The following is a 12012-nucleotide window of genomic DNA, read 5'->3' as shown; positions in this document are numbered from 1 at the left end:
CTGTGACCGTGCACAGTAGAGAATTGTTTCGGACCCTTGTCAATGGATGAACCCTGGGGTTACCTACTTGTTGCTGACGGATGGACGCCGCAACCATTCATGTGCACGATCACAGAATCAGCAGCTTTTCAGTCGTCTCAGTCGCCGATTCCCCGGGAGTGAACCCATGCCGTCCCCCGCCCCGCACGACCGTCTGCCGCTCGCCTTCGGTGGTGACTACAACCCCGAGCAGTGGCCGCAGGAGGTCTGGGAGGAGGACGTACGGCTGATGCGGGAGGCCGGTGTCACGGCCGTCTCCCTCGGCGTCTTCTCCTGGGCCCGACTGGAGCCGCGCCCCGGCGTGTACGACTGGGCGTGGCTGGACACGGTGATGGGCCTGCTGCACGAATCCGGGATCTCCGTGAACCTCGGCACGCCCACCGTCGTACCGCCGGCGTGGTTCTACCGCGCACACCCCGACGCGCTGCCCGTGACCCGCGAGGGCGTGCGCCTCGCCTTCGGCTCGCGGGGCGCGATCTGCCACTCCAACCCCGCTTACCGGGCGGCGGCGGCCACGATCACGACGGCGCTGGCCGAGCGCTACGGCGACCACCCGGCGGTGGTGCTGTGGCACGTCCACAACGAGTACGGCGCCCCGGTGCTCGCCTGCTACTGCGATGTGTGCGCGGCGGCCTTCCGGGACTGGCTGCGCGAGCGCCACGACACCCTCGACGCCCTCAACCACGCCTGGGGAACGGCCTTTTGGGGCCAGCAGTACGGCGACTGGGAGGAGATCACCCCGCCGCGCGCGACGCCGTCCGTATGCAATCCCACCCAGCAGCTGGACTACCGCCGCTTCGCCGACGCGCAGGCCCGCGCCAACTTCACCGCCGAGCGGGACATCCTGCACCGCCTCTCCCCCGGCGTCCCCGTCACCACCAACTTCATGGTCGCGCCGAGCCAGGGCCAGGGCGTCGACTACTGGGCCTGGGCGAAGGAGGTCGACCTCGTCACCAACGACCACTACCTGATGACCGACGGCCGCCGTACGCACGTGAACCTGGCGCTGGCCGCCGATCTGACGCGCTCGGTGGCGGGCGGCGGCCCGTGGCTGCTGCTGGAGCACGCCACGTCCGGGGTCAACTGGCAGCCGTACAACCCCGCGAAGCGTCCCGGTGAGATGGCGCGCAACTCGCTCGGGCATGTGGCACGCGGTTCCGAGGGGGCGATGTTCTTCCAGTGGCGGCAGTCGCAGTCGGGCGCGGAGAAGTTCCACACCGCGATGCTGGCGAACTCCGGTACGGACAACCGGGGTTGGCGCGAGGTCACCGAACTCGGGCGCAGAGTCTCCGAGTTGAGCCGGGCCGGGCTGCGCGGCACCCGGACGCGCGGTGACGTGGCGATGGTGTGGTCCTGGGACTCCTGGTGGGCGCAGAGCCTGGAGTGGCGGCCGAGCCAGGACCTGGACGCGCGCGAGCGGCTGGACTCGTTCTACGAGGCCCTGTACGACCGGCATTTGACGGTGGACTTCGTGCCGCCGACGGGGCTGGGTGACCTGGACCCGGAGCGGTATCCGCTGCTGGTGGTACCGCAGTTGTACGCGGCGCCGATCGGGGTGGGCGCCGAGCTGGAGCGGTACGTCTCGCGGGGCGGGACCCTGCTGGTCTCCTTCTTCTCCGGGATCGTCGACGAGAACGACACGCTGCATCCGGGCGCGTATCCGGGGGCGCTGCGGGATGTACTCGGCCTGACCGTCGAGGAGTTCGACCCGCTGCTGCCGGGCGAGACGGTGTCCGTCCGGGCGGCGGACGGCGCGTCCTACACGGCGGATCTGTGGTCGGAGGCCGTGGTGCCGGGCGACGGCTGCGAGGTCCTGGCCCGGTTCGAGGGCGGGCGCAGGTCGGGCGGACCGGCGCTGACGCGGCGCGCGGTCGGGTCGGGGGCGGCGTGGTATCTGGCCACCCGGCTCACCGGCGACGACCTGGCCGCCGTGGTGGACCTCGCCCTCGCGGACGCCGGGGTCACGCCGACCGGGCTGCCGCGCGATGTCGAACTCGTCGTACGGGAAGGCGAGTCGGGGACGTTTCGCTTCGCGGTGAACCACACCGGGGGCGAGGTGAAGGTGGTGCTGCCGGACGGGAGTCGGGCGGCGGTTCCGGCGGGCGGGGTGGAGGTGTTCCGGGACCCGCGCTGACCAACTGGCCCGCAGGGCGGCGGTGTTCCGCCCGGACTCACCAACGCCCCCGTGGCGGGGCTCAGTTACTTCTATTGCTACTTCCAGTGAAGGGGAACTTCGTGATGCGCAGACGCAGTGTTCTTACGGCGGCGGGGGCGGCGGCACTCGCGGTGCCGGTGTTGGGCGCGACGCCGGCGGTGGCGAGCACCAGTACCGGTACGTCGACCGGGAGTTCGAGCGGGGGTTCGTCCGGTGGCGGGTCGGACCGGCGTCGGCTGGAGGTCCGGGGGATGGACATCTCGTCGCTCCCCAAGGACGAGGCGCGCGGGGCGGTCTACCGCCGGGCGGACGGCCGCCGGGACGACCCGATCCGCATCCTGGCCGACGCGGGCATCACGCACGCCCGCCTCAAGGTGTGGGTGAACCCGGCCGACGGCTACAACAACAAGAGGCACATCCTGCCGCTGGCCAAGCGGTTGCGCCGGGCGGGCATCGGGATCTGGGTCGACTTCCACTACTCCGACACCTGGGCCGACCCGTCCCACCAGACCAAGCCGGCGGCCTGGGCGGACCTCGACGTGGCGGGCCTGACGCGGGCGGTCTACGACCACACCGCCGACGTCCTGGGCGCGCTGCGCCGCCAGGGCACCCCGGCCGACCTGGTCCAGATCGGCAACGAGATCAACGGCGGCCTGCTCTGGCCCACCGGCAAGAACTGGGGTGACGACGCCGGGGGTTGGGGCAACCTGACGACCTTCCTCAAGGCGGGCCTGAACGCCGCCCACGACACCACTCCGCGCATCCGCACGCTGCTCCACATCGCCTCCGGCGGCGACAACGGCACGTCCCGCTGGTGGTACGACAACGTGGTCGCCGACGGCGTCGACTTCGACGTCATCGCCCAGTCCTACTACCCCTTCTGGCACGGCACCCCGGATGCCGCGGCCGCCAACCTGGCCGACCTGGTGACCCGTTACGACAAGCCGGTCCTGATCGCCGAGACGGCGTACCCGTTCACGCTGCAGAGCGAGGACGCCACGAACGACATCATGTACGACCCCTCCCAACTGACCCCGGGCTACCCGGCGACCCCGGCGGGCCAGGCGGCCTGGCTGCGCACGGTGGCGGACCTGATGGCGAACGTGCCTGGAGGCAAGGGCCTGGGCTACTGCTACTGGGAGGGCGTGTGGACGTACCGCCCGGGCGACGGCTGGGACCCGGCGGACCCGACGTCCGGCAACGCGTGGGAGAACCTGGCGCTGTTCGACTTCCGGGACCGGGCGCTGCCGGGGCTGAAGACGCTTGGGGGATACCGGGGTTGAGAGCGCTTGGGGGGTACCGGGGTTGAGGACGCCGGGGCCCCGCCGAAAGGTGTGACACTTCCCGCTGAGGTGTCACACTTTCCGCACGCCCCCGGGAGCGCCCCGCATGTCCACGGAGCTGATCTGACGCATGGGCACGACCACCCCGTACATCGGCCTCGTCGGCATCCCGTCCGGTCAGGTCACCCTCTCCGACCGTCGCACGGAACGCAGTTGGACCGTCGACCTCGCTCCCTTCCGGCTCGGTGCCCTCCCGTCACGCGGGAGCAGTACGCCCAGGTGACCGGGGAGCGGCCGAGCACCGCGCGGGGCAGTGAGCGGCTCCCGGTGGAGACCGTGTCGTGGCGGGATGCCGTGGTGTTCTGCAACTCCCTCTCTCGGCAGGAGGAGTTGACGCCCTTCTACGGCTTCGACGACCAGGGCGAGGTCGTCGTGTCGGAGCCGTCCGCCGACGGGTACCGGCTGCCCACCGAGGCCGAGTGGGAGTACGCGTGCCGGGCCGGGACCGGTGGGCCCCGGTACGGGCCGCTCGACGACATCGCCTGGTACCGCGGCAACTCCGGGGAACGGCCGCATGAACCGGGCGGCCTGCTGCCCAACCCGTGGGGGCTGCACGACATGCTGGGCAATGTGTGGGAGTGGTGCTGGGACCTCTACGACCCCGAGGTCTACGGCACCTATCGCGTGCTGCGGGGCGGCGGATGGTTCGACGAGCACTGGAGCTGCCGTGCCTCCGTGCGCCGCCGAAGCCATCCCACCTTCCGCGTGGACGACGTGGGGTTCCGTGTCGCCCGGTCCCTGACCGACTGAGCCGAGGTCTTCAACTGCGGCTGTTGCACAGCCAGTTGAGCACCGGGCCGGTCAGCTACCCGTGCGCCGCCGCCAGATGCTTCACCAGCCGCGGTGACGCGAACTCCGTGCCGCACACGAACCGCATCACCGGTCCGAACGACGACGCGGACGGGAGGCCGGTGAAGTAGACACCCGGGACGGACGAGACGTAGCCGGCGCCGAGTTTCGGGGTGCCGCGGCTCACCGCGAGCTGGGTGCGGAGTTCGTGGCCCAGGAAGTCCATCGCCGCGATGTCGACGCGGTAGCCCGTCGCGGCGATGACGTGGTCGGCGGTGAGTTGCTCGGTGCCGCCGCCCGGGGTCGCGACGGTGAGCGTCGGGCCGGAGTTCGCCGGGCCGGCCTCCGCCCGTACGATCCGATCGACCTCGCTGACCTGCACCTTCCCCTCGAACCGCTCGCGCAGCCACCACGCGCCGAGCGGGCCGAGCACCCGGCGGACCAGGTAGTGCCGGGTCTGCGTGGGGAGGTAGCGGTACGGGTGGGGGTAGTAGCTCAGGGCCCAGAGCGACCAGGCGCGGCCGAAGGGCGACTCGGGGCGCAGCCTGGGCTGGTCCCACGGCGGGGCGCCGAACGCCACCCGGCCGTGTCCGCGCGAGACGATCCGGACCTGCGCACCCGCCTCGGCCGCCAACACCGCTGTCTCCAGGGCGGATTGACCGGCGCCGACGACGATCAGCTCCTTGCCCTTGAAGCCGCTCAGGTCGTGGTGCTGGGAACTGTGCGAGACGGGGGCGGTGGGTGCGGGTCCGTCGATCGCGGCGGCCGCCAGCTCCGGCGGGAGGTGGGCGAGGCCGGAGAGGCCGGTCGCGACCACGACCGCCCGTGCCGTGAACAACTCCCCCGAGTCCAGCTTGAGTTCGAAGCCGCCGCCCTTCTTCCGGTCGACGGAGACGACCCGTACCCGCTCCAGCTCGGGCACCAGCTTCTGCTGGAACCACTCGCCGTAGCCGATGAAGGTCTCCACCGGGATGATGTCCTCGTCGGTGACCAGGCGCGGGATGCCGGCCGCGTCGCAGTAGTCGACGAGGTTGTGGCCGGGCTGCGGGGCGTCGAGGTTGGAGGCGACCGGGGTCGACTTCAGGAGCATGCCGGCGGGCATGTGGTCGCGCCAGCTGACCATGGGCTCGCCGAAGACACGGACCGGAATACCGCGCGCCCGCAGATGGGCGGCGGTGGACAGGCCGAACGGGCCGGCGCCGATGACTGCTACCGGTTGAATCACGAAGTCCCTCCCCAGGACGTCAATTCGTCACTTCGCGCTGGAGCCGCTCGCCTGAGCCGCACCCGCTGGAACCGCCGGTGCCGCTGGAGCCGGTGCCCGCAGCTGGAGTCACTGCTGCTGGAGTCACTGCCTGAACTGCCGCTGGAGTCCGACTGCCTGAACTACAGCTTGGTGCCGCTGCCGCGCCGGTTGGTGCGCCACAGCTGGTACAGATGCCGCGCGCCCGGCCGCACGAAGCGGGCCAGCATCGTGAAGAACGGCCGCAGGTCGTCACCCGCGAACCAGGCCAGCTCCGTCCCGCTCGCCCGCGCCGGCGCGTGCGGCGTCGTATAGCCGCTGCGGCGGTAGGCGAGGAGCGCGGGCAGGTCGATGTTCTCCACGATGTACCGGTGGCCGGCGCGCTGTTCGCCCTCGGGGACGGGGCGGCCGGTCAGGTCGAGGTGCATGGCGCGGACGACGTCCACCCCCGACTCGTTCTCGAAGAGCCGGAACTGGGCGCCCATGCGGGGGTTGAAGTCGAGCAGTTTGTACCGGCCGTCGCGCCGGTCGAAGCGCAGGTCGAGGTCGATGACGCCGGTGAAGCCGATCTGTTTGATGAAACGTGCGGCGATGTCCGCGAGTTCCGGATTGTCGACCACGTACGCGTTCGCCGTCATCCCCGCGTGCGGCGGCCAGGAGCGCACCTTGACGCCGGTGAACATCGCGAGCGGCGTGGAGTCCTGGTCGAAGTAGGCGTGCACGATCCAGTCCTCGGCCTCCTCTCTCGGCAGGTACTCCTGGAGGATCACCCCGGGCTGCTCGCCCCAGTCCCGGGCGAGCGTCAACAGCCCCTCGCGGGTGGCGATCCGCGTCGTCCCGTTCACGGCCGGCCGGGAGCGTCGTACGAACGCCTCCCTGTTCTTGGCCACGACCGGGAAGCGGGCCTTCTCCGCGAAGTCGACGATGTCGTCGTACGACTGCGGGAAGGCGGCCGTGGGACTCGGGATGCCGTGTTCGGCACAGAGTTCGTGCAGGCCCTGTTTGCTCGCGAGGTGTCGCGGCAACTTCGGTTCCACACGCGGGAAGAGGAAGCGGGAGCCGAGCACGTCCTGGTGCTCGGCGATCAGGACCGCGGCCTCCTCGTCCGTCGGGATGAGGACGGTGGGCCGGCCGATGCGGCGCCCGATGCGCAGCAGTCCCTCCACCAGTCGCGCGGGCTCCTCCGTGCCGGTCGTCGGCCAGACGAACGCGCGCTCCAGATAGCGGGACGCGGCCGCCGGTGTGTAACGGTCCTCCGTGATCGCATACATCGGCACGCCGAGCCGCCCCAGACTCCGGATCGCGCCCACCCCGCCGTGATGCAGCGGATAGTCGCCGAACTTGACGATGAGGCCCGGCACTTCGCGGTCCGCCTCGAAAGGCACGCCGCTGAAGCGCTTGGCCACGGGTCCCCCCACGTGTCCCCCCTACGGACCGGACCCACCCCGTCCGTGTCCCCCAAAGGACGCTAAGCCGGAATTGCCCCCTCCGACAAGACCTATCCGGACATTGCGAACTCTTTAGACACTGCCGGTGGGCGCAACTCACCCGTAACGTGTGGCGCGGCCACATGCGAGTACGTACGAGAGTGAGGCAGCACCCATGCCCCCCTTCGATCTTCCCGAGGGCGACCCCTTCGGCCCGCACAACCTTCCCTACGGCGTCTTCTCGCCCGTCGGTTCGGACGAGCGGACCGTCGGCGTCCGGCTCGGCGACCACGTCCTCGACGCGGGCGCGGCGGCGGAGGCCCTCGGCTCGCCGTACGTCTCCCTCCTCGCGCACCCGACCCTGGGTCCGCTGCTCGCCGCGGGCCACACGGCCTGGTCGGACGTGCGGCGCGCGCTGACGGCGTGGGTGACGGTCCCGTCCCACCAGGAGACGATCACCCCCTATCTCCACCCCCTCTCGTCGGTGACCCTGCACCTCCCCTTCGAGGTCGCGGACTACGTCGACTTCTACGCCTCCGAGAACCACGCCCGGAACGTCGGCCGCATCTTCCGCCCCGACGCCCCCGACACGCTGACCCCCAACTGGAAGCACCTGCCGATCGGTTACCACGGCCGTGCCGGCACGGTCGTCGTCTCGGGCACGGATGTCGTCCGTCCGTCCGGACAGCGCAAGTCCCCCGCCGACCCCGCGCCCGTCTTCGGCCCGTCCGTCCGCCTGGACATCGAGGCCGAGGTCGGCTTCGTGGTGGGCGCGCCGTCGACCATGGGCACACCGGTGCCGCTCGCCGACTTCCGCGAGCACGTGTTCGGCCTGTGCCTCCTCAACGACTGGTCGGCACGCGACATCCAGGCCTGGGAGTACGTCCCTCTCGGCCCGTTCCTCGGCAAGTCCTTCGCCACGTCGGTGTCGGCGTGGATCACCCCGCTGGACGCGCTGGAGGACTCCCGGGTCGCCCCGCCCGAGCGCACCCACGAACTCCTCCCCTACCTGGACGACTCGGCCGAGGAACCCGGCGGCTACGACCTCCGCATCACCGTCGCGATCAACGGCCACACGGTGTCCGAGCCGCCGTTCTCCACCATGTACTGGACGGCCGCCCAGCAGCTCGCCCAGATGACGGCCAACGGCGCGTCCCTCCGCACCGGCGACCTCTACGGCTCCGGCACGGTCAGCGGCCCGCTCGAACGCGAGCGCGGCTCCCTGCTGGAACTCACCTGGAACGGCAGCGACCCCCTCGAACTCCCGGACGGCAAGCGGACGTTCCTGGAAGACGGCGACGAGGTGACCCTGTCGGCCTGGGCCCCGGGCGCGGACGGAACACGGGTGGGGTTGGGCGAGGTCACCGGGCGGGTGGTGGGTCGGGGGTGAGGTGGCGGGGGTGGCGTTAGCGGGGGCTGGGTGCGGCCGGTGACCGCGGGCGAGGGCGTCCGGTGGTCGCACGGCCGGGCGCGGTCGGTGGTTGCTGTACACCTGACGCCGGTCGCCCGTGCAGTCATACTGACGGCGGGCGACGCAATTGCCGTGTGCCCGCCCCCGGGTACAGCCGCACCCGCGCCTTCCGTTCCATCCGCACCTCCCGTTCTTTCCGCGCATCCCGCGCACCCCGCACCTTCCGTTCCTTCCGCTGACCAGGATCCGGAGCCCGTGGCATGACTGTCTGCCTGCTCCTGCTGAGCGTCGTCGCCCTCTCGGCCGCCGTGCCGGCTCCGCGTGCGCTGACCCGGGCCGCGTGGCCCGAGCGGGAACCCGTGGTCGGCCTGTGGGTGTGGCAGTGCCTGGTCGCAACGGTCCTGCTGTGCTGTCTCGCCGCCCTGGTCCTGGGCGCGGCCGCCGTCTTCCACACGGTCCGCGACCATGTCTTCGCCCCGGCCCCGCCCGCCGTGACCGCGGCCTACGACCTCTCCGCCGCCCCGGCCTGGGCCGTCGCCCTCACGCTGTCACTGGCCTGCGGGGCCGCCTGGACGACGGCGATGCTGGCCCGCGAACTCGCCGAGGCGCGACGCCGGCGCGGCCAGGCCCGGGCGCATCTGCGGGAACGCGCCCCCGACCTCCCGGCCGGGCTGCCCGCGGCGCGCGGACCCCTGCTGGTGCTGGAGGACGAGTACCCAGACGCCTGGTGGATGCCCGGCCACCCGCCCCAACTGGTCGTCACCACAGGCGCGTTGCACCGCCTCACCGGCCACCAGCTGGACGCGGTCCTCACCCACGAGCGCGGTCACGCCCGGGCCCACCACGACTGGCTGCTCCACCTCTCGACCGCGCTGGCCTCCGGCTTTCCGCATGTCCCGCTGTTCGCCCACTTCTGCGACCAGACCCACCGGCTGGTCGAACTGGCCGCGGACGACACCGCCTCGCGCCGGTGCGGCCACCTGACGACGGCACTGGCCCTCATCGAACTGAACAACCACCGAGGCGTCCTCTCCTGCGCCTCCAGCCACCGCCTCCTCGGCGAACGCGTCGACCGCCTCCTGGACCCCCGCCCCCGCCTGGGCCGCCGCCACCGCGCCCTGACCACCACGGTCGCGACACTGGTCCCCTTGCTGCCCCTGCTGATCGTGTTCGCCCCTGGGCTTACGGCACTGGGGTGAGAGCGGGGGGTCTAGGGCGCCGGGTCCAGAGCGCCGGGTCGAGGGCGCCGGGTGAGGGCCCTGGGCCGGACACCCCGAACTCACACCCTGGGCCCACTGCCCCTGCACCGACGCCCAGCCCGGCCCCCGCACTCCAGTCCCGGCCCTTTCACCCCGTTGCCGGTCTCCGCACTCCAGCCCCGGCCCCTGCTCCCAGCCCCCCTACATCCAGTCCTCCGGCTCCGGCTCCGCATCCATCTCCGGCCAGTAGTCCGCCCCGGGGTCGACATCCCTCGCCGCGCGCCCAGTTGCGGACGCCGCCGCCTGCACCGGCACCGCGGCCCCGGCTCCAGCCCCAGTCGGTGTCGCCCCCTCCGGCGCCTCCCCCAGCGCCGCCAGCACCCCGATCACGCCCTCCCCGTACGTCGCCAGCTTCTTCTCGCCCACGCCGCTGATCTCGCCGAGCTGTCCCACCGAGGTCGGCCATACCGTCGTGATCTCCCGCAACGTCGCGTCGTGGAAGATGACGTACGCCGGAACTCCCTGTTCACGAGCCTGTTCCGCACGCCACGCACGCAGCGCCTCGAAGGCCGGCTGCAAGGACTCCGGCAACTCCACCGCCGCCGCCTTGGCCTTGCGCTCGCCGCGGCCCGAGGACGACCCCGAGCGCGAGGAACCCGCCGGCTTCTTCGGCTCCTTGCGTAGCGGCACTTCCCGCTCCCGCCGCAGCACTGTCCCGCTCGCCTCGGTGAGGACCAGCGTGCCGTACTCCCCCTCGACCGCGAGCAGCCCCTGCGCCAGCAACTGCCGCACGACACCCCGCCATTCACCCTCGGCGAGATCCTCGCCGATGCCGAACACGGACAGCTGGTCGTGGTCGAACTGGATCACCTTGGCCGTGCGGCGCCCCATGAGGATGTCGACGATCTGCACGGCGCCGAACTTCTGGCCCCGCTCCCGCTGGAGCCGCACCACCGTCGACAGCACCTTCTGCGCGGCGACCGTGCCGTCCCATGTCTCCGGCGGGATCAGGCAGGTGTCGCAGTTTCCGCAGCCCGCCGCGTCCGGGTCCTGCCCGAAGTAGGCAAGGAGTTGGCCACGCCGGCACTGCGCGGTCTCGCAGAGCGCGAGCATGGCCTCCAGGTGGGCGGCGGCCCGACGGCGGAACGCCTCGTCGCCCTCGCTGGACTGGATCATCTTGCGCTGCTGTATGACGTCGTTCAGGCCGTACGCCATCCACGCGGTGGAGGGCAGCCCGTCACGCCCGGCACGGCCCGTCTCCTGGTAGTAGCCCTCCACCGACTTGGGCAGGTCGAGGTGGGCGACGAACCGTACGTCCGGCTTGTCGATGCCCATGCCGAAAGCGATGGTCGCGACGACGACCAGGCCCTCCTCGCGCAGGAACCGCGACTGGTGCGCCGCGCGGGTGCCCGAGTCCAGGCCCGCGTGGTACGGCACCGCCTCGATGCCGTTGCGCGACAGGAACTCGGCGGTGGTGTCGACGGACTTGCGCGAGAGGCAGTACACGATGCCCGCGTCGCCCGCGTGCTCCTCGCGCAGGAAGCTCAGCAACTGCTTCTTGGGGTCGGCCTTCGGCACGATCCGGTACTGGATGTTGGGCCGGTCGAAGCTCGCCACGAAGTGCCGGGCGCTCGGCATGTTCAGCCGCTGGGTGATCTCCTTGTGCGTCGCGTCCGTGGCCGTCGCCGTGAGCGCGATCCGCGGGACGTCCGGCCACCGCTCGCCGAGTACCGAGAGGGAGAGGTAGTCCGGGCGGAAGTCGTGACCCCAGGACGACACACAGTGCGCCTCGTCGATCGCGAACACCGAGATCTTGCCGCGCGAGAGCAGGTCCAGCGTGTTGTCGAGCCGCAGCCGCTCCGGCGCGAGGTAGATCAGGTCCAGCTCGCCCGCGAGGAACTCCGCCTCGACCACACGCCGCTCGTCGAAGTCCTGCGTCGAGTTCATGAACCCGGCGCGCACGCCGAGCGCCCGCAGCGCGTCCACCTGGTCCTGCATCAGCGCGATCAGCGGGGAGACGACCACTCCCGTACCAGGTCTGACCAGGGACGGGATCTGGTAGCAGAGCGACTTGCCGCCGCCGGTCGGCATGAGGACGACGGCGTCACCGCCCGCCACCACATGCTCGATGACCGCTTCCTGCTCGCCCCGGAAGCTGTCGTAGCCGAAGACGCGGTGGAGTGTGGCCAGTGCCTCGCTCTCGCCGTGTGTCGCCGGCGTCCGTACTTCGGTCGTCACAACCGTCCCGCCCATCCCGTGCATCGCTCGTCCCCCGTACGTCGTCCCTCGACCACTGCGTCCACGATAGGGCTCCGCGCTGACACCGTCGGAGTTATCCACAGGCTGGTGACGGTGGCGCGGGCGACCCGGCGGCGGTGGTGGGTACGGTCCGGCGGCGGTGACCGG

At 71.3% G+C, this 12012-nt stretch carries 8 protein-coding genes and 1 pseudogene; 5 read left to right on the top strand and 4 right to left on the bottom strand.

Features of this window, described 5'->3' with window-relative positions; translation table 11 throughout:
* Positions 1–166 precede the first annotated feature (166 nt).
* On the top strand, positions 167–2173 hold the full coding sequence (locus OHT77_RS26255; RefSeq protein ID WP_328830916.1) for a beta-galactosidase: 2007 nt from the start codon (positions 167–169) through the stop codon (positions 2171–2173).
* Between the two features lie 61 nt (positions 2174–2234).
* On the opposite strand, the gene OHT77_RS26250 is transcribed toward OHT77_RS26255, so the two are convergent.
* Complete coding sequence (locus OHT77_RS26250) at positions 2235–2453, bottom strand: hypothetical protein (RefSeq protein WP_328830915.1); 219 nt, start codon at positions 2451–2453, stop codon at positions 2235–2237.
* Between OHT77_RS26250 and OHT77_RS26245 the strand changes: the two genes are divergently transcribed.
* The gene (locus OHT77_RS26245) at positions 2446–3477 is read left to right on the top strand and encodes a glycoside hydrolase family 53 protein (RefSeq protein WP_328830914.1); all 1032 of its coding nucleotides are present in this window, start codon (positions 2446–2448) and stop codon (positions 3475–3477) included. The two genes, OHT77_RS26250 and OHT77_RS26245, sit on opposite strands and share 8 nt — an antisense overlap.
* 130 nt (positions 3478–3607) lie before the next feature.
* Positions 3608–4287, top strand: a pseudogene (locus OHT77_RS26240) (formylglycine-generating enzyme family protein).
* Between the two features lie 55 nt (positions 4288–4342).
* Here the strand turns inward: OHT77_RS26240 and OHT77_RS26235 are convergent.
* Together OHT77_RS26235 and OHT77_RS26230 are read right to left on the bottom strand one after the other, a co-directional pair.
* The gene (locus OHT77_RS26235) at positions 4343–5551 is read right to left on the bottom strand and encodes an FAD-dependent oxidoreductase (protein ID WP_328830913.1); all 1209 of its coding nucleotides are present in this window, start codon (positions 5549–5551) and stop codon (positions 4343–4345) included.
* A 161-nt stretch (positions 5552–5712) separates the two neighbouring features.
* On the bottom strand, positions 5713–6975 hold the full coding sequence (locus tag OHT77_RS26230; RefSeq protein WP_328830912.1) for a carboxylate--amine ligase: 1263 nt from the start codon (positions 6973–6975) through the stop codon (positions 5713–5715).
* Positions 6976–7171: 196 nt separating this feature from the next.
* Between OHT77_RS26230 and fahA the strand changes: the two genes are divergently transcribed.
* Entirely contained in the window at positions 7172–8386 is a 1215-nt protein-coding gene (gene fahA, locus OHT77_RS26225) for a fumarylacetoacetase (RefSeq protein WP_328830911.1), read from the top strand.
* 281 nt (positions 8387–8667) lie between these two features.
* Positions 8668–9606, top strand: a complete 939-nt coding sequence (locus OHT77_RS26220) for a M56 family metallopeptidase (RefSeq protein ID WP_328830910.1) — start codon at positions 8668–8670, stop codon at positions 9604–9606.
* Between the two features lie 201 nt (positions 9607–9807).
* Here the strand turns inward: OHT77_RS26220 and recQ are convergent, their stop codons facing one another.
* Entirely contained in the window at positions 9808–11859 is a 2052-nt protein-coding gene (gene recQ, locus OHT77_RS26215) for a DNA helicase RecQ (RefSeq protein WP_328830909.1), read from the bottom strand.
* Positions 11860–12012: the final 153 nt, after the last annotated feature.

Origin of the sequence: Streptomyces sp. NBC_00252, from assembly GCF_036187565.1 — a bacterium.
Taxonomy (GTDB): Bacteria; Actinomycetota; Actinomycetes; order Streptomycetales; family Streptomycetaceae; genus Streptomyces.
This window is presented reverse-complemented; position numbering and strand designations above follow the sequence as displayed.

Coding starts and splice junctions, on each gene's coding strand:
- OHT77_RS26255 (WP_328830916.1), top strand. CDS start 167: ATGCCGTCCCCCGCCCCGCACGACCGTCTGCCGCTCGCCTTCGGTGGT.
- OHT77_RS26245 (WP_328830914.1), top strand. CDS start 2,446: ATGGACATCTCGTCGCTCCCCAAGGACGAGGCGCGCGGGGCGGTCTAC.
- OHT77_RS26250 (WP_328830915.1), bottom strand. CDS start 2,453: ATGTCCATCCCCCGGACCTCCAGCCGACGCCGGTCCGACCCGCCACCG.
- fahA (WP_328830911.1), top strand. CDS start 7,172: ATGCCCCCCTTCGATCTTCCCGAGGGCGACCCCTTCGGCCCGCACAAC.
- OHT77_RS26220 (WP_328830910.1), top strand. CDS start 8,668: ATGACTGTCTGCCTGCTCCTGCTGAGCGTCGTCGCCCTCTCGGCCGCC.
- recQ (WP_328830909.1), bottom strand. CDS start 11,859: ATGGGCGGGACGGTTGTGACGACCGAAGTACGGACGCCGGCGACACAC.